Genomic DNA, 20,036 nt, shown 5'->3' with positions numbered 1-20,036 from the left:
CCGGTGAGGATCGCGGTGACGGGCGCGTCCGGCTTCGTCGGCGGCGCGGTCTGCCGGGCGCTCGCGGCGGAGGGCGTCACGACGTTCGCGTACGGCCGCCGTCCCGACCCCGGCGAGCTGGGCGGCGCGGCCTACCGATCATGGGACCTCGCCCTGGGCCCGCTCCCGGACGCCCCGGACGTCGACGCGGTGATCCACTGCGCCGGGAGTGCCACCGACTGGGGACCGGCCGCCGGCCTGTTCGCCGCCAACCTCACCGGCACCCGCAACACCCTCGCGACCTTCCCCGGCGCCAGGTTCGTGCACGTCAGCACGGCCAGCGTGTACGACCCGTTCCGTCCGAGCGTGATGGTCACCGAGGACGAGGCGCCGGTCCGCCGCTACATGAACGCCTACGGCGCGTCCAAGGCCGCCGCTGAACGGGCCGTGCCCCGCGACGCGATCATCCTGCGCCCCCACGCGGTCTACGGGCCCGGCGACACGACGCTGCTGCCGCGCGTGCTGTCCGCCGTGCGCGGCCCGATCCTCCCGGCCGCCGGGACGGGACGGCAGCGCGTCAGCCTGACCTCGATCTCCAACCTCGTCCGGGCCTGCGTGCTGGCGGCGACCGGTCCCGTGGCCCCGGGCGTGTTCAACATCGCGGACGCGGCCCCGGTCACGATCGACGACGCGCTGCGCGGGATCCTGCGCGAACGCGGTGTCCGGGCGAGGCCGGTCTACGTCCCCGCCGCTGCCGCCCGGCCGCTCGCCGCCGTCGCCGAAGGCGCGTTCCTGCTGGCCGGGAGCCCGCGGCCGCCGCGCGTCACGCGCTATGCGATCAGCCATCTGGCCGTCGAGCGGACCCTCGACCTCACCGCCGCCCGGACCGTCCTCGGTTACGACCCGCACGAGACGTCCTTCACCGGCGCCGCCTCCTGGTGATCGTCAACCTCGGGTTGACGATCCAGGATCGTCAACCTATGGTTGACGCATGACCGAACCCGTGCAGCCGGCCGGTCAGGTCCGTCTCGACGACCTGATCAACGCCATCAAGAAGGTCCACACCGACGCCCTCGAACAGCTCTCCAGCGCCGTCGTCGCCGCCGAGCACCTCGGCGAGGTCGCCGACCATCTCATCGGCCACTTCGTCGACCAGGCCAGACGCTCCGGCGCGTCCTGGACCGACATCGGCACGAGCATGGGCGTCAGCAAGCAGGCGGCGCAGAAGCGCTTCGTCCCGAAGGGGCAGGCCCCCGACCTCGACCCGTCCCAGGGCTTCTCCCGGTTCACCGCGCGGGCCCGCGACGTCGTCATGGCGTCGATGAACGAGGCCAAGGCGGCGGGCAACGACCAGATCCGTCCCGTGCACATCGTGCTCGGCCTGCTGTCCGAGCCGAACGGGCTCGCCGCGAGGGCGATCCTCGCGCAGGGCGTGCTGCTCGACACCGTCCGGCAGGCCGCCACCGCCGCGCTCCCGCCTGAAGTGGACGACGTCCCCGACCTCATCCCCTACGACGCGGACGCCAAGAAGGCCATGGAGCTGACCTTCCGCGAGGCCCTCCGCCTCGGCCACAACTACATCGGCACCGAGCACATGCTCCTCGCCCTCCTGGAGTTCGAGGACGGCACCGGCGTCCTCTCCGGCCTCGGCATCGACAAGGCGACCGCCGAAGCGAACATCACCGAAGCCGTGAACGCCATCGCCGCGCAGAGATGAGTTTCGGGCGCCCGGGCAGTCCAACCCTTCATGGAGAAGCTCATCAAGGCCAACGGGGTGGAACTGTGCGCCGAGACGTTCGGCGATCCGGGTGACGCGCCCGTCCTGCTGATCGGCAACACGATGCTCACCTGGCCCGGCGACCTCTGCGGACGCGTCGCCGCGCTGCGCAGGTTCGTCGTCCGCTACGACCTGCGCGGCACTGGCCGGTCCGCGTCCGCCGACCCCGAGGCCCCGGACTACACGCTGCGCGACCTGGTGGCGGACGCCGCCGGCGTGCTCGACGCCCACGACCTGCCGTCCGCGCACGTCGTGGGCTTCGGCGCCGGCGGCTGGATCGCGCAGCTCCTCGCCCTGGACCACCCCGCCCGCGTCACCACGCTCACGCTGATCGCCACCAGGCCCACCGCGCCCGGCCCGAACGACGACGACCTGCCCGAGCACGCGCCCGAGCTGATGGCCCACGTCATGAACCCGCCCGAGGTCGACTGGACGGACCGCGCCTCCGTGGTCGGCTTCATGACCGAGAGCGCCCGCCACCTGTCCGGGCCGTCCTTCGACGAGGCCGAGGCCCGCGAGAACATCGAACGGATCTACGACCGGACCCCCGCCGCCCCCGACCCGGGCAAGGCGCACCGCGCCGACCAGATGGCGACCGCCTTCGCCGCCCTCGACAGCGGGCCCCGCTGGAGGAAGCGCCTGGGCGACGTCTCCGCGCCGACCCTCGTGATCCACGGCGAGGACGACACGTTCTTCCCACTCGGCAATGGCGAAGCCCTGGCGGCCGAGATTCCGGGCGCCGAACTGCTGACCATCCCGGGAATGGGCAACGAACTCCCACGGCGGACGTGGGACTCGATCGTCCCGGCCATTCTCCGCCACACGTCGTGAACCCCGTGCGACGGCGGCCGGTCGTCCATGCGTCCCTTTCTCAGCGCCGTCTCACCCGAGTCGGAGGGCGAGGAAGAAGTCGACCTGATCCTCAAGGCGCGACAGGTCGCGGCCGGTCAGGTCCTCGACGCGCTGAATGCGGTAGCGCACCGAATTGACGTGCAAATGGAGATCATCGGCGGCGCGCGTCCAGGACCCGGAATGCCGCAGGAACGTCTCCAATGTCCGGACGAGGTCGGCACCGTGCACCTTGTCATAGGCGTGCAGCGGATCCAGGAGCCGCACCCTGAACATCTCCCGGACGTCATCGGGAACGCTGGCCAGCAGCAGAACATGGGTGGCGAGCTCGTCGTGCCGGACGACGCACACGGAGGCGGAACGGGTGGCCGCGAGCCGCCGCGCCTGGCGGGCCTCTTCGACGATGCCGCGCAGCTCGGGAGATCCGGCCGTGCCGCTGACACCGGCCGCGACACCGCCGCCCGCGAAGCCCGGGGCCAGCGCGTTCAGCGCGTCCTCGATCGCGCCGGCGACGTCGTGCCGGGACGGGGACGGGACGAGGCCGACAACCTCGTCGTCCACCAGGCCGAGCACCGGCCGCGCCGCCGGAAGGATCTCGGCGAGGATCGTGCGCAGCTCGCCCGCGCCGATCCCGCCCCGTCCCGAAGCGGCGACCGCGACCACCGGGACACCGGCGGCCAGCCCGGATCGCTCCAGCTCACCGGCACTTCCGAGCCCGCCGCCCGTCGCCGCGGCGGTCACGATCTCCTGGGCGCGGTGGCTCTCGGCGCTCAGCCGGTCGTCCAGCCGGGCCCGTTCGAGCGCGACGATGGCGCCGAGTTCGCCGGTGAGGGCGCGGCGCTCGGCGGGCCAGTCGGCGAAGTCGCCCTCGCACGCGAGGAACCAGTCGGCCGCCCGGCACACGGCGCCGTCGCCGACCGGGAGGATCGACGCGTCCAGACCGGCCGCGTACGCCGGCAGGCGCGGCGCGCGGAGAAAGGCCCCGGCCAGCGCGGCGGCGCCGGCGCCGGGAAGCCCCGGTCCGGCGACGAGCCGTCCGGTGGCGGTGCGCACGTGGCAGCGCATGCCGAGGTCACGGCCGACCAGGTCGAGGACGGCGCCGAGCCCGGTGCCCTCGACGAGCCTGCGGTGCCGGTCCAGGACGGCGGTCAGGTCGGCGGCGCGGGCGCCGGACAGATGCCGGACGACCTCCTCGGTGACCGTCGCGAACGCCACGTCCTCGGGGACCTTGAACAGCGGGAGCCGGTGCCTGCGGCAGGCGTCGACGAGATCGTCCGGAATGGTGCCGAGGGCGAATTCCCCGGCCGCGAGGCCCGACACGCCGGCATCGACGAGGGCGCGCACGAAGGTCTCGGAGTCCGCGGGGCCCGACCGCCAGACGAGCCCGGTGAGGACGAGCTCCCGCCCGCGCAGGTAGCGGCCGGGGTTGAGGAGGTCGGTGGTGACGACCCAGCGGATCGGCCGGTCCAGCTCGGCGTCGTCCCCGGTGACGACCTCAAGCCGCAGCTCCGGCATGGCGAGCAGGGCGCGCAGCTTCATATGTAGCAAGCTACAAACCCTCGCGCCCGATGGACAGCACAGTTCGGACGTCCTGTCGCTCGACCACCCCGCGCACGGCCGTGTGTACTGCAGGCAAGGAGGAGCGGTTGCTGTTCACGGAAGCGGACCTGTCCGCGTGCTGCGCGTCCCGCCGCTGGGTGACGGCGGTCGCCGGACGGCCCTACCGCGACCTTGGCGAACTGCGCGAGGCATCGGCCAAGGCGCTGGACGAACTCGCCTGGCCCGACGTGGAGGAGGCCCTCTCCGCCCATCCCCGCATCGGGGACCGGGTGGGCGGCTGGTCGCGGGCCGAACAGTCGGGCATGGACGACGCGGCCTCGGATGTGCGTGCCGCCCTCATCGAAGGGAACCGGGCCTATGAGGACCGTTTCGGCCACGTGTTCCTGATCTGCGCCACCGGACGCACCGCCGCCGACATGCTCGGCGATCTCCGGGAGCGCCTGGGCAACGGCGCCGAGGCCGAGCGGGCCATCGTCCGGAGGGAGCTGGCGAAGATCGTGGATCTTCGTTTGACCAGGCTGGCGGGGGAGTGGAGAGCGTGAGCCTGTCGACGCACGTGCTGGACGCGGCGAAGGGGCTGCCCGCCGCGGGGACGGCCGTCCGGCTGGAGCGGCGCGACGCGGACGGCGGCGGCTGGACGGCGCTCGCCGCCGCCCGCACCGACGGTGACGGCCGGATCCGGGAGTGGGGCACCGAACTGGCCAACGGGACGTACCGCCTGGTGTTCGACACGTCCGGCCTGTCGGACTTCTATCCCGAGGTCGTCGTGGCGTTCACGGTCACCGACCCCGGACGGCACCTGCACGTCCCGCTCCTGATCAGCCCGTTCGCCTACTCGACCTACCGGGGGAGCTAGCGCCATGGGCATCGTGCTGGGCCCCAACCGCTACGGGAAGGCGGAGACGCGCGTCGTCCGCGTCACGCGCTCGGGCGCCCCGGGCGCACGTGACGCGCGGCATCGGATCAAGGACGTCAACGTCAGCGTCTCTCTCTCCGGTGCGATGGACGACGCGCACCTGACCGGCGACAACGCGGCCGTCCTGCCGACGGACAGCCAGAAGAACACCGTGTTCGCGTTCGCCAAGAAGCACGGCATCGAGACGATCGAGGACTTCGGGCTCCTGCTCGCCCGCCATTTCGTGGACTCGCAGCCGACGATCACCCACGCCCGGGTGGAAATCCACGAGTATTCCTGGGATCGCATCACGGGCGGGCACTCGTTCGTCCGGAACGGCGGCGAGGTCAGGACGGCGCTGATCCACAGCGACGGCGACGGCGGCGCCGAATCGGTCGTCTCCGGGCTGGAAGACCTCGTCGTCCTGAACTCGACGGGCAGCGAATTCCATGGATTCGTCCAGGACGAGTACACGACCCTCGCCCCGATCGGCGACCGCATCCTCGCGACCGCCGTCACCGCCCGGTGGCGCCACCGGAGCGCCGGGACCGGCGACTGGGACGACTCCCATCGCGCGGCCAGGCACCACCTGCTGCACGCGTTCGCCGAAACGCACAGCCTGTCCCTTCAGCAGACGCTGTTCCAGATGGGCCGCCGGGTACTGGCCGAACGGGACGAGCTTTGCGAGATACGGCTGTCGATGCCCAACAAGCATCATTTCCTGGTCGACCTGGAGCCGTTCGGAATGGACAACGACAACGAGGTGTACTTCGCGGCGGACCGCCCGTACGGGCTGATCGAGGGCACCGTCCTCACCGACGACGCACCGCACGCGGCGTCCGCCTGGGAATAGGGAATCGAGAGCGATGGAATTCCTGCGACCGGCGACCTGGAGCGAAGCGCTCGGCGCGAAGGCCGAGCTGCCGGGCGCGCTGCCGCTCCAGGGCGGCACCGACGTCATGGTCGAGATCAACTTCGATGAGCGGAGGCCGGAGGCGCTGCTCGACCTGACGAGGATCCGCGAACTCGCCGAATGGGACATGACGGACGGACGGCTCCGCGTGGGCGCCGCCGTCCCGTACACCCGCCTGATCACGGAACTGGGCGCGAGCCTGCCCGGCCTGGCGCAGGCGTCCAGGACGGTGGGCTCGCCGCAGATCCGCAACCGGGGCACGGTGGGCGGCAACCTCGGCGCGGCCTCGCCCGCCGGGGACGGTCATCCGCCACTGCTCGCGGCCGGCGCGGTGATCGAGGCGGAGTCGGCGGCCCGGGGCGTCCGGATGATCCCGGTCGCGGAGTTCTTCACCGGCGTGAAGCGGAACGCCCTCGCACCGGACGAGCTGATCCGCGCGTTCTGGACGGCGCCCGCGTCCGGCCCGCAGTACTTCGCCAAGATCGGCACCCGGAACGCGATGGTGATCGCCGTGTGCTCGTTCGCGATCGCGCTGCACCCGGCGGAGCGCCGCGTCGGCACCGGCCTCGGCTCCGCCGCGCCGACACCGCGCCGCGCTCCGGCCGCCGAGGAGTTCATCTCGCGGGAACTCGACTGGGACGGCCGCGGCCCGCTCCGGGAATCGACGGCGCGGCGGTTCGGCGAGCTGGTCGCCGGGGCGGCGTCGCCGATCGACGACGTCCGCGGGACGGGCGACTACCGCAGGCACGCCCTGTCGGTGATGGCCCGCCGCACCCTGACCTGGGCCTGGAACGACCACACGACCGCACTGACGGGGAAGGAGGCTTCGTGATGCGCGTGAACGTCACGGTCAACGGCTCGCACGAGGTCGTGGACGAGGTGTGGGAGGGCGAGAGCCTGCTCTACATGCTGCGCGAGCGGATGGGACTGCCGGGCTCCAAGAACGCCTGTGAGCAGGGCGAATGCGGCTCCTGCACCGTCTACCTCGACGGTGTTCCGGCCTGCGCGTGCCTGGTCGCCGCCGGGCAGGTGGGGGGACGGGACGTCCGCACGGTCGAGGGCCTGGCGGAGGGCCCGCCGGGCGATGAGCGGCTCGACCCCGTCCAGGAGGCGTTCCTGGAGACGGGGGCCGTGCAGTGCGGGTTCTGCACGCCGGGGCTGATCGTCCAGGCGCACGACCTGATCGGGCGGAACCCCGCGCCGACCGACGCCGAGATCCGCGAGGCCCTCGCGGGCAACCTGTGCCGCTGCACCGGCTACGAGAAGATCCTGGACGCGGTGCGGCTGGCGGCGGAGCGGACGGCGGCGGCATCGTGATCATCGAGAACGCCCACGTCGTCACGGTCTCCGGCGAGGAGTACCCGGACGGCCACATCGTCGTCGACGGCGACCGCATCACGGCCGTCGGCCCCGGCAAGGCGCCCCCGCAGGCGTCCGCGCACGAGGGCGAGCGCGTCGACGGTGCCGGATGCCTCGCCACCCCCGGCTTGATCAACACGCACCACCACCTCTACCAGTGGGCGAGCCAGGGCCTGGCCGTCGACAGCACCCTGTTCGAGTGGCTGACGACGCTCTACAAGCCGTGGTCGAAGATGGACGCCGAGGTCGTGGCCGGAGCGGCGAGCGCGGGTCTCGGATGGCTCGCCAAGTCGGGGTGCACCACGTCCAGCGACCACCACTACCTGTTCCCGGAGGGGCGCGGCGACCTGTTCGCCGCGGAGGTCGAGGCGGCGCGGGAGATCGGCGTCCGGTTCCACCCCTGCCGGGGCTCGATGGACCGCGGCGAGTCGCAGGGCGGCCTGCCACCGGACGAGGCGGTCGAGGACCTCGACACCATCCTCGCCGAGACCGAGGCCGTGATCGACCGGTACCACGACCCGTCGCCGGGCTCCATGCTGCGCGTGGCCGTGGCGCCCTGCTCGCCGTTCAGCGTCACCAGGGAGCTGATGCTGAAATCGGCGGAACTGGCGCGCGGCAAAGGGGTCAGGCTCCACACCCACCTGGCGGAGACGCTGGACGAGGAGGAGCACACGGCGGAGCAGTTCGGCATGACCCCGGCCGAGTACATGGAGTCGATCGGCTGGCTCGGGCCCGACGTGTGGCTCGCGCACTGCGTCCACCTGCACGACGCCGACGTCACGCGGCTCGCCGGGACCGGCACCGGCACGGCGCACTGCCCCAGCTCCAACGCCCGCCTCGGCGCCGGGATCGCCCGCGTGTCGCATCTCCTCGCGGCGGGCGCGACGGTCGGCCTGGGCGTGGACGGGCCGGCGTCGGCGGAGCTGGTCCCGCTGGCGGGGGAGCTGCGCCAGGCGATCTACATGCAGCGCGCCCGGTACGGGCCGTCCGCGCTGACCGCACGGCAGGCGCTGGAGATGGCGACGCTCGGCGGGGCCCGCTGCCTCGGCCGCGACGACGAACTCGGCTCGCTCGAACCGGGAAAGCTCGCCGACATCGCGCTGTGGCGGGTGGACGGCTTCCACGCCGCCGTCGACGACCCGGTCGTCGCGTTCGCGTTCGGGCGGACGCCGCCGCTGCAGCGCCTCCTCGTCGGCGGGCGGACGGTCGTCGACGACGACACGCTCGTCACCGTCCCGCAGGACGAGGCCGCACGCCGCGGCGCCGCCGCCCGTCGCCGCCTGATGAAGCTCGCGGAGGAGGTGCTCTGATGGCCTCACCGGTGAAGACCCCGGGTCACGTGGCCGCCCCAGGGCTGGGCGGCGTGGGCGAGAGCCCGCTCCGCCCGGACGGGACGCTCAAGGTCGCCGGCGAGTTCGCGTACGCGTCCGACCTGTGGATGGACGGGATGCTGTGGGGCGCGACCCTCCGCAGCCCGCATCCCCGGGCGCTGATCAGGTCGATCGACATCGGCCCGGCGCTCGCGCTGCCCGGCGTCCGCGCCGTCCTCACCCACGAGGACGTCCCGGGCCGCAAGATGTTCGGCATCGACCACACCGAGGACCAGCCCGTCCTGGCGATCGACCAGGTCAGGCACCAGGGCGAGCCGGTCGCGCTGGTGGCCGCCGACCACCCCGAGACGGCCCGCCGCGCGATGGAGAAGATCAGCGTCGGCTACGAGGTGCTGGAGCCGATCACCGACCCGCGCGCCGTGATCGCGGACCCGGACGGCCTGAAGGTCCAGGACCTCGGCGGCATCACCCGCCACCAGCCCGTCCGCGTCGGGGACGTGGCCGCGGCGAAGGCCGGGGCCGAGGTCGTCGTCGCGGGCGAGTACGAGGTCGGCATCCAGGACCAGGCGTTCCTCGGGCCGGAGTCCGGGCTGGCGATCCCGTCCGACGACGGCGGCGTCGACCTGTACGTGTCCACGCAGTGGATCCACAACGACGTCAAGCAGATCGCGCCATGTCTCGGCCTCCCCGAGGAGCGGGTCCACATGACGCTCGCCGGGGTGGGCGGCGCGTTCGGCGGACGCGAGGACCTGTCGATGCAGATCCACGCGGCGATGCTCGCGCTGCACACCGGCAGGCCGGTGAAGATGTCCTACAACCGGTACGAGTCGTTCTTCGGGCACGTCCACCGGCATCCCGCGCTGATGCGGTACGAGTACGGCGCCACGGCGGACGGGCGCCTCCTCTACGCCGACGTCGAGATCGTCCTGGACGGCGGCGCGTACACCTCGTCCACGAAGAACGTCGTCGGGAACGCGGCGTCCCTCGGCGTCGGCCCCTACGAGATCCCCAACATCAGGATCGACGCGTACGGCGTCTACACGAACAACCCGCCGTGCGGCGCGATGCGGGGGTTCGGGGCCGTCCAGGCGTGCTTCGCCTACGAGTCGATGATGGACCGGCTCGGCGCGGCCTGCGGGCTCGGCCCGGTCGAGATCCGCCGCCGCAACGCCGTCTCGCAGGGGTCGAGGCTCGCGACCGGGCAGGTCATCGAGTCGCCGGCGCCGCTCGCGGACATGCTGACCCGGCTGGAGGCGATGCCGATGCCGCCGCCGCTCGACCCGTCCGACCTCCGGAACCTGCCGGGCGGGGTGTCGCAGACGACGCACGGCGAGGGCGTCGTGCGGGGCGTCGGGTACGGCGTCGGCATCAAGAACATCTGCTTCTCGGAAGGGTTCGACGACTACGCCACGGCCCGCGTCCGGCTGGAGGTCATCGGGGGCGAGGCGACCGTGCTCGTGCACACGGCGGCGGCCGAGGTCGGGCAGGGCCTCGTCACGATCCAGGCGCAGGTCGCGCGGACGGAGCTGGGCGTCCAGAAGGTCACGATCGCGCCCGCCGACAACCGGGTGGGCGACGCCGGCTCGTCCAGCGCGTCCCGCCAGTCGTACATGTCGGGCGGCGCGGTCAAGGCGGCCTGCGAGGCGGTCCGCGCCGGGCTCCTCGCGCTCGCCGCCCGGCGTTTCGGCCGCACCGACCTCGCCGTGGCCGGCGGGAAGATCGTCTCGCGAGCGGACGGCGTGCTCGGCACGGTCGAGGACGTCCTCGGCGACGCCGTCATCGAGGAGACCCGCGAGTACCGCCACCGCCCCACGACCGCGATGGACCCGGTCACCGGGCAGGGCCGCAGCCACACGCAGCTCGCGCTGTGCGTCCACCGCGCCGTCGTCGACGTGGACGTCGACCTCGGGCTCGTCAAGGTCGTCGAGCTGGCCGCCGTCCAGGACGTCGGGAAGATCATCAACCGGACGGGCGTGGAGGGGCAGATCCACGGCGGGTCCGCGCAGGGCCTCGGGCTCGCGGTGATGGAGGAGATCGTCCTGTCGGACGGCCTCGTCCGGAACCCGTCCTTCACCGACTACCTGATCCCGACGATCCTCGACATGCCGCCGATGCGGCTCGACATCCTGGAGAACCCCGACCCGGAGGCGCCGTACGGGCTGCGCGGGGCGGGCGAGCCGCCGACGCTTTCGTCCACGCCCGCGATCGTCGCCGCGATCCGCGCCGCGACCCGCCGGGCGCTGGCGCGCGTGCCCGTCCGGCCGGAGCACATCGTCCAGGGGAGCTGACGTGGACGATCTCGTGATCAGCTCGCGCCGGGCCGTCCTGCCGGACGGTGAGCGCCCCGCCGCCGTCTCCGTCCGCGACGGCCGGATCGCCGCGATCGCCCCCTACACCGCCGATCCACCCGCCGGGGTCGACCTGGGCGACGTCGCGCTGCTGCCCGGCCTGGTCGACACCCATGTGCACGTCAACGAGCCGGGCCGCACCGAATGGGAGGGCTTCGCCACCGCGACCCGCGCCGCCGCGTCGGGCGGCGTCACCACGCTGGTCGACATGCCGCTCAACGCGCTCCCGCCGACCGTCGACCCGCCCGCGCTGGCCGCGAAGCGCGAGGCGGCGGAGGGCGCGTGCGCGGTGGACGTCGGGTTCTGGGGCGGCGCCGTCCCCGGCAATCTCGGCTCGCTGCGCCCGCTGCACGACCTCGGCGTGTTCGGTTTCAAGTGCTTCACCGCCGATTCCGGTGTCCCGGAGTTCCCGCCGCTCGGGTTCGCGGAGATGCGGGCGGCGTTCCGGGAGATCGCCTCGTTCGGCGGGCTGGTCATCGTCCACGCGGAGGATCCGGCGTCGCTGACGACGCCGTCCGGCGGCGGTTACGCGGAGTTCCTGGCGTCCCGTCCGGCGATTGCCGAACGTGCCGCGGTGGAGCAGGTCGTCCGGCTGGCGGAGGAGACGGGCGTGCGCGCTCACATCCTGCACCTGTCCGCCGCCGACTGCCTGGACGTCCTGGCGAAGGCCCAGGCGGACGGCCTGCCCGTCACCGCCGAGACCTGCCCGCACTACCTCACCCTCAGCGCGGAAGACGCCCAGAGTCCTGTTTATCTGGGGGGCGACCCCCAGACCACCGAGGGGCGGTCGCCGGAGCCGCCTGCTTCGCTGCGCTCACCAGCGACCGCGCACAAGTGCTGCCCGCCCATCCGCGACGCCGCCAACCGCGAACTGCTCTGGCAGGGCCTGGCCTCGGGCGTCATCTCCTGCGTCGTCACCGACCATTCGCCCTGCACGCCCGAGTTGAAGCGCGGCGACTTCGCCACCGCGTGGGGCGGGATCTCGTCGCTCCAACTGGGGCTGCCCGCCGTCTGGACGGCCGCGCGGGCACGCGGCCACGGCCTGCACGACGTCGTCCGCTGGATGTCCGAGGGCCCGGCGGCGCTCGCCGGCGTCCCCGGCAAGGGCGGGATCGCCGTGGGGAACGACGCCGACCTCGTCGCGTTCGCCGCCGACGAGACCTTCACCGTCGACCCCGCCGCCCTGCACCACCGCCATCCCGTCACCCCGTACGAGGGCCGGACGCTCACCGGGGTCGTCACGTCCACGTGGCTCCGGGGCGCGCCGGTGGCGGACGCGCCCCTCGGACGCCTGCTCAGCCGACCGGAAGCACCATGACCGACTTCACGTCGCTGCCCGACCTGGCCGTCCGCACCCTCGGGGGCTCGGTGATCGCCGCGAGCGACGAGTCGTTCGCGGCGAAGGAGAACCTCCTCAACCCCTGGGCGCCCGCCTTCAGACCGGAGACGTTCGGTCCGAAGGGGCAGGAGTACGACGGCTGGGAGACGGCCCGGCGGCGCGCCGGCGGTCACGACTGGGCGCTGGTCCGCCTCGGCCTCCCGGGCAGGATCGCCGGCGTCGTCATCGACACCGCCTGGTTCAAGGGCAACTTCCCGCCGCACGCCTCCGTCGAGGCGTGCTTCGCGGACGGCCACTCGTCGCCCGCCGAACTGCTGGACGCCGACTGGGCCGAGATCGTCCCCAAGAGCCCCTTGGAGGGCGACACCGCGCACGCGTTCGCCGCCGCCGAGCCCGGCCGCGTGTTCACCCACGTCCGGCTCGCCATGGTCCCGGACGGCGGCGTGGCGCGGCTCCGCGTCCACGGCCACGTCGTCCCGAACCCCGAGTTCCTGACCGGGCTGACCGTCGACCTGGCCGCCCTGGAGAACGGCGCCCGCGTCGTCGAATGCTCCGACATGTTCTACTCGTCGCCGGACAACATGCTGTATCCGGGCCTGGCCCGTACTCAGGCCGAGGGCTGGGAGACCGCCCGGCGGCGCGACGGCGGCAACGACTGGGCCCTGATCCGCCTCGCCGCCCCGGGAATCATCAGGCTGGCCGAGATCGACACCACGAACCTCAAGTTCAACGCGCCCGCCGCGTTCGCGCTGACCGGCTTCGACGACCGCCGTCCCTCCGCGTCGCCCCGGACGATCCTTCCGCGGACGCCCCTGCGGCCCGACACCCGGCACCGCTTCCGGCTCTCATCGCCCGAGGTCACCAGCGTCCGGCTCGACATCCACCCGGACGGCGGCATCGCCCGGCTCCGCCTCTTCGGCGACCTCGCCCCGGGCACCGAGCGGGACCTCGCCGCCCGCTGGGACGCGCTCACCCAGGGACCCCGGGCGTGAGCGTGCCCCCGGCGAACACGTCGCCGGGGGCACGCCCATCATGGTCAGGAAGCCTCGGTGGGGTCTTCCAGGAGGTCGTCGAACTCGCCGTCCTTGACGCCCGCGATGAAGGCGTCCCACTCGGCCTCGGTGAAGTAGAGGATCGGGCCCTCCGGGTTCTTCGCGTCGCGCATGACGACGGCCCGCTCACCGAAGTCCTTGTGCTGGACGGGGATGTCCTTGCCATCGACGAACTCGATGATGACCCCGTCGCTGAGGATCGGTTCCTGCTCGGTCACTGGCACACCTTCTCATCCTGGATCCGGCCGGTTCGCACCCGGCACCGGCCAGGGATCGTCCTGGCGCTGCCGGGGTCCCAGGCTACTAAGAAGGCATCCCCGGCCGCCCAGATTGGGGAGGGACGGCCGGGGAAGATCTCACGGTGTGCTACGGCGCGCTACGGCTTGCTGAATCCGAACGTGTAGTCGCCGGTTCCGCTGTAGGCGTGCACGCGGTACCGGTAGGTGCCCGCGGTGCCGTTGTAGGTGATGCTCTCGTCGGGTGTGGGGCTGATCGAGTGCGCGACGGTCTGCCAGGTGGTGCCGTTCAGCTTCTGCAGGTAGACGTCGAAGTCGACGCCGTCGGGGCCGTCGAGGCACGCGGTGTGCGCGCCGGACGCCGTCGTCGTGTAGTTACCGGACGGCTGGTAGTCGCTGGCGCCGGACGTCAGCGAGTCGGTCACCCGGGTCTGGTGGCCGTCGCAGGTGCCCGGGCCGGGGCCGCCGCCGTCGGTGACGAGCTCGCGGCCGTCCCGCGCGAGGATCTGCAGGACCTCGCCGACGGGCTGGAACCAGGTCTGGTCGCTGCTGTCCTGGCCGTTGTTGCAGCTGCCCGACGTGCCGGACGTGATGCCCTGCGCCTGCCCGCCCGTCTGGGTGAACAGCGCGCCGCCGGAGTCGCCGGGGTCGGCGCAGACGTTGGCGCGGATCAGGCCGGTGACGGTGCCCTCGGGGTAGTTGACGGTCGCGTTCCGCTGCTGGATGGGGCCGCACCAGATCCGCGTGCTTGTGGTGCCTCCCGAGCGGCACACCTGGGTGCCGACCGGGGCCTCGGTCGCGCCGAGGATCGTCTCGTAGCTGCCGTCGTACTTGTTGACCTTGGGGGTGGGCGTCCACTGGCTGTTGGTGTCGACCCACGCGTAGTCGTCACTGGGGAACGAGGAGCCGCCGAACGTGCCCTGCGCGACCCGGTTGGCGCCCTCCGTCGTCTCTCCGGTGTCGCCGCAGTGCCCGGCGGTGAGGAACCCGCCGGTGACGGAGAACGCCACGGAGCAGCCGTACTGGGTCGTCCAGTACCGCTCGCCGCCGACGATGTCGTAGGCGAGGCGGGGCTTCTCCGCCGAGCGGACGATGCGGACGGCCGACGCGTCGGCGCCGCTGGCCTTCACGAAGCGCTTCGCGGCGGACTCGCTGGACGCGTTGACGACGACGGTGTTGCTCTCGGCGTCGACGTACCACGAGGTCACGGACTTCGCGGCGGACCGGGAGTGCCTGTTCAGCTTCGCCAGTTCCCCGCCGAGCCGCCGTTCGCTGTACTTCACCACCTTGGGCTGGGCGCCGGCCGCCTTGATCGCGGCGGCGGTGGAGGCGTCCGTGGTGGCGACGACGACCTGGGAGCCGTTCTTCACCCAGGCGCCTCCGAACTCGGCTCCGAGCGAGACCCGGAGGTTCTTCTGGATGGCGGCGGTCTTGCCGACCGGACCGGCGGGCCGCGGCGCCGTTGCCGCGGACTGCTTCTGAGCCGCCGGGGACGCCGTGTCCGCGAGCGCTGGGGTCGCCAGCGCCGCGGCCAGGCAGGTCCCGGCCGTTATGCCCAGCAGCAGGTGTTTGCGGGCCATGTGACTCTCCTGAAGGGGGGTGGGGGTTGGGAGAGGTGGGCGCCCAATGCCGGGACTGTAAAGCGACGTATAACCCGCAGCAATAAATCGCTTCCAAGTGGTATTTCAATGTTGATTCGATACGAGTCGAACGCTCGGGAGCGGTGACCGGTCAGGCGTCGATGAGCAGGCGGGCGGCGGAGATCTCCAGCCGGGCCTGGATCTCCTCGGCGGTGGCGTTGCCGCGCAGCATCTCGATCATCTCCATCGTCCAGATGCCGGCGAGCGCGCGGGCGACGAGGCGGCGCGGGTCGTCGGCCGGGATGTCGAGGCCACCGTCCGGGGCGCTATCCGGGGCGCTCTCCGGGGAGCGGGACGCGGCGCGCAGCAGCAGGCCGGTCATCCGCTCGCCGAAGTCGGTCTTGACGTCCGACAGCAGCAGCGAGCGGATCAGCGCCTCCGCCAGCTCGGGCTCGCGCATCAGCCCGCGGGTGGCGCGCATCAGCACCTCGACCGCGCGCTGCGGCGGGTCCCCGGCGCGCGGCGGGCGGCGCTCGATGCTGCCTTCGAGGAGGTCGAGCTCCTCGCCGACGACGGCGACGACCAGGTCCATCTTGGACGGGAAGTAGCGGTAGAGGGTGCCGAGCGCGACCCCGGCCCGCTCGGAGACCGTGCGCATCTGCATCGCCTCGATCCCGCCGCGCGACGCGAGCGCCGCGGCCGCCTGGACGATACGCTTGCGCCGCTGGTGCTGGCTGCGGGAGCGCACGCCCGCCTGCCGTGCGGGGCCGGCCGCCTGCCCCCGGGTCTCGTCCCCGGTCACTGTCGGCTCTGCGGTCACGGTCGATCCCTTCTCTGCGGTCGGTCGCTCGCCCGGCGCGTCCCCCCAAGGATACAGCTCGCACAAGAACGTGTTATCAGATCGACTTGGCATGGTCGTGTGGCTGAATGCCGCTCTCTGGACACAGACTAGAATCTGTTCTACTTTCGCGGTGTGCGGAAGGGGGCCGAGGGTGGACTTCAACCTCGATGAGACCCGGCGAGAGCTCCAGGGGCTCGCGGCCGGCCTGCTCGCCCGCGAGGCGGCGCGGGAGCGGCTGGAGGCGTTCGAGCGGAGCGGCGCGCCGTACGACGCCGCGACCTGGACGGCCCTCGCCCGGGCCGGGCTGCTCGGGGCCGTCCTGCCGGAGGACGCCGGCGGCGCGGGCCTCGGCCCGGTCGGGCTCGCCGTCCTCCTGCGGGAGGCCGGCGCCAGGGTCGCTCCCGTCCCGGTGTACGCGTCGCTCGCGCTGGCGGCCGTCCCGATCGCACGGCACGGCACCGCGGCGCAGCGCGCGCTGCTCGGCCCGCTGACCGAAGGGGAGACGGTCCTGACCGGCGCGTACCGCGAGGTCGGCCCGCCCGGACAGGTGGCGGCGACGGCGCGGCGGGACGGCGGCGGATTCGTCCTCGACGGTGTGAAGACGTTCGTGCCGTACGCGCGCGAGGCATCACGCATCCTTATCCCCGCCCGCGTCGAGGGCGAGGGGATCGGCGTCTTCCTCGTCGAGCCCGCGGCCGTGACGATCGCGCGGCACCCGTCGGCGACCACCGAGCCGCTGTCGCGCGTCGCGCTCGACGGCGCCCGGGTCGGGCCGGACGCCCTGCTCGGCGGCACCGCCGACGGCACCGCCTGGGACACGCTGCGCCGCGCGGCCGTCGCCGGAGCGGTGGCCGTCGCGTCCGGCGTCATCGAAGGCGCGCTGGAGCTGACCAAGGAGTACGTGAAGACGCGCGAGCAGTTCGACCGCGTCCTCGCGCAGTTCCAGGCGGTCACCATGCAGATCGGCGACGTCTACATCGCCAAGCGCGCGCTGGACGTGGCGGTCTGGGCGGGCGCGTGGCGTCTCGCCGAAGGCGCCGCTGACACCGACGAGGTCCTCGCCATCGCCGCCTACAACGCCTGCGGCCCCGTCGTGGAGGCGCTCTACACCTGCCAGCACCTGCACGGCGGCATCGGCCTGGACGTCACGTACCCGCTGCACCGCTACTTCGCCTGGGGCAAGCAGTGCGCGCACCTGCTCGGCGGCGCGGACGGCAGCCTCGACGCGCTCGGCGAGCTGTCCCTCCAGGAGGCGTGATGTTCATCGACCTGACCGGCGAGCAGAAGAAGCTGCGCGCCGAACTGCGCGAGTACTTCGAGAACTGCCTGGACGGCGAGCGGCGCGCCGCCATCCTGGACGACCCGTTCGGCCCCGCCTACCTGGAGCACTGCCGCCGCCTCGGCCGCGACGGGATGCTCGGTGTCGCGCTGCCGAAGGAGTACGGCGGTCGCGGCTACGGCCCGGTCGAACAGACGATCTTCGCCAACGAGATCGCCCGCGCCGAGGTCACCTACCCGCTCATCACGCTGAACTCCGTCGCGCCGACGATCCTGCAGTACGGGACGGACGCGCAGAAGGAGTTCTTCATCCCGCGCATCCTCGCGGGGGAGTGCCATTTCGCGGTCGGCTACAGCGAGCCGGGCGCGGGCACCGACCTCGCCGCGCTGCGCACCACCGCCGTCAGGGACGGCGACCACTACGTCGTGAACGGCCAGAAGATCTTCACGTCCGCCGCGCACACCGCCGACTACGTATGGCTGGCCGCGCGCACCGACCCGGACGCGAAGAAGCACAAGGGCATCTCGATGTTCATCGTCGACTGCGCCGACCCCGGCTTCTCCTGGACGCCGATCATCACGATGGACGGCCGCCACCACACCAACTCGACGTACTTCCAGGACGTCCGCGTCCCGGCGGACATGCTGATCGGCGGGGAGAACAAGGGCTGGGACCTCATCGTGAGCCAGCTCAACCACGAGCGGGTCACGCTCGGCCCGGCCGGGAACATCGGGCACGTGCACGTCCGGTTCGACCGCTGGGCCCGCACCACCGCCGGACCGGACGGCCGGCCGCTGATCGAGACGCCCGCCGTCCGCCGCGCGGTCGCGCGGGTGTACGCCTACCTGCGCGTCAACGAGCTGCTCAACTGGCAGGTCGCCGCGAACCAGGACCTCGGCTGGCTCGGCGCCCCGGACGCGTCCGCCACCAAGATCTACGCCTCGGAGCGGGTGCAGGAGGTCGGCCGGATCGTCGGCGACGTCCTCGCCCGCCACGGCGACCCCGGCGACCCGGCGACCGCGGAGTTCGTCGAGGCGGCCGACCGGCTGGCGAAGGGCGCGCTCGTGCTGACGTTCGGCGGCGGCGTCAACGAGATCCAGCGCGAGCTGATCGCCATGATCGGCCTAGGGCTGCCCCGAGCGCCCCGCTGACCTCGCCTTCTTCGGTGCCGCTTTCTTCGGTGCCGCTTTCTTCGGTTCGGTGCCGTGCGCGAAGCCCGCGCTGACGCCGTCCGCGGCGTGCCGCCGTGGCGCGTCCTGGGCGCGCAGCCGGGGCAGGACGCGGCGCAGGTCGTCCAGGAGCAGGTCGGCGAGGTCGTGGCTGAACCCGTTGCGCACCACGACGCGCAGCACGGCGAGGTCGGTGCGGTTCTCGGGGAAGGTGTAGGCGGGCACCAGCCAGCCGCTCTCGCGCAGCGCCGCGGACACGTCGAACACCGTGAACCGGCCGGCGTCGCCGTCCCGCACCCGGAACGCGAACACCGGGAGGTCGCCGCCGCCGGTGAGCGTCTCGAACGGGCCGAGCCCGCCGATCTCCGCGGCGAGGCGGGTGGCGACGTCCCGGCACGTCCGCTGGACGCGCCGGTACCCCTCGAAGCCGAGCCGGAGGAAGGTGTAGTACTGCGCGACGACCTGCGCGCCGGGACGGGAGAAGTTCAGCGCGAACGTCGGCATGTCGCCGCCGAGGTAGTTGACGTGGAAGACCAGGTCGTCCGGGAGCGCGTCCTCGTCCCGCCACAGCACCCAGCCGACGCCGGGCATGACGAGGCCGTACTTGTGCCCGGAGGTGTTGATCGACGCGACCCTCGGCAGCAGGAAGTCCCACCGCAGGTCGGGGTCGAGGAAGGGGGCGATCATCGCGCCGGACGCGCCGTCCACGTGGATCGGGACGTCCACGCCGGTCCGCCGCTCCAGGTCGTCGAGCGCGGCCGCGATCTCGGCGACGGGCTCGTAGCTGCCGTCGAACGTGGACCCGAGGACGGCGACGACCCCGATCGTGTTCTCGTCGCACAGCTCGGCCGCCTCCTGCGCGCCGAGGTGGAAGCGGTCGCCCTCCATGGGCACGTAGCGGGGCTCGACGTCGAAGTAGTCGGCGAACTTCTCCCAGCAGATCTGCACGTTCACGCCCATGACCAGGTTCGGCCGGTCGGCCGGGGCGCCCGCGTCGCGGCGGCGCTCGCGCCAGCGCCGTTTGAGCGCGAGCCCGCCGAGCATCGCCGCCTCGCTCGACCCGGTGGTCGAGCAGCCGACGGCGCGCCGCGGGTCCCCGGCGTGCCAGAGCCGGGCGAGCATGTGCACGCACCGCAGCTCCAGCTCGGCGGTCCGCGGGTACTCGTCCTTGTCGATCATGTTCTTCTCGGCGCATTCGGCCATCAGCCGCAGCGCCTCGGGCTCCGCCCAGGTGGACACGAACGTGGCGAGGTTCAGCCGCGCGTTCCCGTCCAGCATCAGCTCGTCATGGACGATCTGGTACGCCGTGCCCGGCTCCATCTCGCCCGCCGGCAGCGCGTACCGGGGGACCTTCAACGGCTCCCGGCTGAAGATCGGGTTGACCTCGATGTCCCGGCCGCGATGCCCGTCGTGGCGGGGATGCTTGAGCGCCATGCCGCCGACCTCCTCCGCTCGCCGCGTGGCCGGGATCTCCCCGGTCGCGAGCGAGGTACCCGCGGCGTCGCGTCCCACACGGGACGGGCGGGGCG

General features: G+C 72.6%; 19 protein-coding genes. 14 read left to right on the top strand and 5 right to left on the bottom strand.

Annotation, left to right across the window (positions count from 1 at the left end):
• Nucleotides 1-3: 3 nt before the first annotated feature.
• Genes ETD83_RS20210 through ETD83_RS20200 form a run of 3 tightly spaced genes read left to right on the top strand, consistent with a single transcriptional unit; the run spans nt 4 to nt 2,587 of the window.
• The gene (locus ETD83_RS20210) at nt 4-921 is read left to right on the top strand and encodes an NAD-dependent epimerase/dehydratase family protein (protein ID WP_138646701.1); all 918 of its coding nucleotides are present in this window, start codon (nt 4-6) and stop codon (nt 919-921) included.
• A gap of 49 nt (nt 922-970) precedes the next feature.
• Nucleotides 971-1,696, top strand: a complete 726-nt coding sequence (locus ETD83_RS20205) for a Clp protease N-terminal domain-containing protein (RefSeq protein ID WP_138646700.1) — start codon at nt 971-973, stop codon at nt 1,694-1,696.
• A 30-nt stretch (nt 1,697-1,726) separates the two neighbouring features.
• Complete coding sequence (locus tag ETD83_RS20200; protein WP_138646699.1) at nt 1,727-2,587, top strand: alpha/beta fold hydrolase; 861 nt, start codon at nt 1,727-1,729, stop codon at nt 2,585-2,587.
• Nucleotides 2,588-2,638: 51 nt separating this feature from the next.
• Here the strand turns inward: ETD83_RS20200 and ETD83_RS20195 are convergent, their stop codons facing one another.
• Complete coding sequence (locus tag ETD83_RS20195) at nt 2,639-4,144, bottom strand: PucR family transcriptional regulator (protein WP_138646698.1); 1,506 nt, start codon at nt 4,142-4,144, stop codon at nt 2,639-2,641.
• 107 nt (nt 4,145-4,251) lie between these two features.
• Between ETD83_RS20195 and uraD the strand changes: the two genes are divergently transcribed.
• The 9 genes from uraD to alc are packed head-to-tail and all read left to right on the top strand — an operon-like array spanning nt 4,252 to nt 13,342.
• Nucleotides 4,252-4,707, top strand: a complete 456-nt coding sequence (gene uraD / locus ETD83_RS20190) for a 2-oxo-4-hydroxy-4-carboxy-5-ureidoimidazoline decarboxylase (protein ID WP_230421040.1) — start codon at nt 4,252-4,254, stop codon at nt 4,705-4,707.
• A complete protein-coding gene (gene uraH, locus ETD83_RS20185; protein ID WP_138646696.1) occupies nt 4,704-5,021 on the top strand; it encodes a hydroxyisourate hydrolase in 318 nt (105 codons plus the stop codon). Before uraD ends, uraH begins: the two co-directional genes overlap by 4 nt.
• Before the next feature lie 4 nt (nt 5,022-5,025).
• Entirely contained in the window at nt 5,026-5,913 is an 888-nt protein-coding gene (pucL, locus tag ETD83_RS20180) for a factor-independent urate hydroxylase (protein ID WP_138646695.1), read from the top strand.
• 13 nt (nt 5,914-5,926) lie between these two features.
• Nucleotides 5,927-6,805: an FAD binding domain-containing protein gene (locus ETD83_RS20175; RefSeq protein ID WP_138646694.1), complete on the top strand. Its 879-nt coding sequence runs from the start codon at nt 5,927-5,929 to the stop codon at nt 6,803-6,805.
• Nucleotides 6,805-7,290 carry a (2Fe-2S)-binding protein gene (locus ETD83_RS20170; RefSeq protein WP_138646693.1) on the top strand — a complete coding sequence of 162 codons (486 nt, stop codon included), beginning with the start codon at nt 6,805-6,807 and terminating at the stop codon, nt 7,288-7,290. The genes ETD83_RS20175 and ETD83_RS20170 overlap by 1 nt, the downstream gene beginning before the upstream one ends.
• A complete protein-coding gene (locus ETD83_RS20165; RefSeq protein WP_407921504.1) occupies nt 7,287-8,642 on the top strand; it encodes an 8-oxoguanine deaminase in 1,356 nt (451 codons plus the stop codon). The genes ETD83_RS20170 and ETD83_RS20165 overlap by 4 nt, the downstream gene beginning before the upstream one ends.
• Nucleotides 8,642-10,951 carry a xanthine dehydrogenase subunit D gene (gene pucD / locus ETD83_RS20160; RefSeq protein ID WP_138646692.1) on the top strand — a complete coding sequence of 770 codons (2,310 nt, stop codon included), beginning with the start codon at nt 8,642-8,644 and terminating at the stop codon, nt 10,949-10,951. The genes ETD83_RS20165 and pucD overlap by 1 nt, the downstream gene beginning before the upstream one ends.
• A gap of 1 nt (nt 10,952) precedes the next feature.
• Nucleotides 10,953-12,329, top strand: coding sequence for an amidohydrolase family protein (locus tag ETD83_RS20155; protein ID WP_138646691.1), 1,377 nt, complete (start codon nt 10,953-10,955; stop codon nt 12,327-12,329).
• Complete coding sequence (gene alc, locus ETD83_RS20150; protein WP_138646690.1) at nt 12,326-13,342, top strand: allantoicase; 1,017 nt, start codon at nt 12,326-12,328, stop codon at nt 13,340-13,342. Before ETD83_RS20155 ends, alc begins: the two co-directional genes overlap by 4 nt.
• A gap of 44 nt (nt 13,343-13,386) precedes the next feature.
• Here the strand turns inward: alc and ETD83_RS42640 are convergent, their stop codons facing one another.
• The 3 genes from ETD83_RS42640 to ETD83_RS20135 all read right to left on the bottom strand — a co-directional run bounded on the left by ETD83_RS42640 (nt 13,387) and on the right by ETD83_RS20135 (nt 16,020).
• Nucleotides 13,387-13,620: a DUF397 domain-containing protein gene (locus ETD83_RS42640; protein ID WP_171064338.1), complete on the bottom strand. Its 234-nt coding sequence runs from the start codon at nt 13,618-13,620 to the stop codon at nt 13,387-13,389.
• A 158-nt stretch (nt 13,621-13,778) separates the two neighbouring features.
• Nucleotides 13,779-15,218: a S1 family peptidase gene (locus tag ETD83_RS20140; protein ID WP_138646689.1), complete on the bottom strand. Its 1,440-nt coding sequence runs from the start codon at nt 15,216-15,218 to the stop codon at nt 13,779-13,781.
• Nucleotides 15,219-15,369: 151 nt separating this feature from the next.
• Complete coding sequence (locus ETD83_RS20135; RefSeq protein ID WP_407921506.1) at nt 15,370-16,020, bottom strand: TetR family transcriptional regulator; 651 nt, start codon at nt 16,018-16,020, stop codon at nt 15,370-15,372.
• A 190-nt stretch (nt 16,021-16,210) separates the two neighbouring features.
• On the opposite strand from ETD83_RS20135, the gene ETD83_RS20130 reads away from it, so the two are divergent.
• Nucleotides 16,211-17,317: an acyl-CoA dehydrogenase family protein gene (locus ETD83_RS20130; protein ID WP_138646687.1), complete on the top strand. Its 1,107-nt coding sequence runs from the start codon at nt 16,211-16,213 to the stop codon at nt 17,315-17,317.
• Nucleotides 17,317-18,489 (top strand): acyl-CoA dehydrogenase family protein, encoded by a 1,173-nt coding sequence (locus ETD83_RS20125; RefSeq protein WP_138646686.1) that lies wholly within the window; start codon nt 17,317-17,319, stop codon nt 18,487-18,489. Before ETD83_RS20130 ends, ETD83_RS20125 begins: the two co-directional genes overlap by 1 nt.
• Here ETD83_RS20125 and ETD83_RS20120 read toward each other — a convergent pair.
• Nucleotides 18,463-20,036: glutamate decarboxylase (locus ETD83_RS20120; protein ID WP_456236753.1), on the bottom strand; the 1,574-nt coding region annotated here is incomplete at its 5' end. The two genes, ETD83_RS20125 and ETD83_RS20120, sit on opposite strands and share 27 nt — an antisense overlap.

The sequence above is a fragment of the Actinomadura soli genome, from assembly GCF_005889715.1.
In the GTDB taxonomy this organism is placed as follows: Bacteria; Actinomycetota; Actinomycetes; order Streptosporangiales; family Streptosporangiaceae; genus Spirillospora; species Spirillospora soli.
Note: the sequence above shows the minus strand (reverse complement) of the source record. Positions and strands in the feature narration are given on the sequence as shown.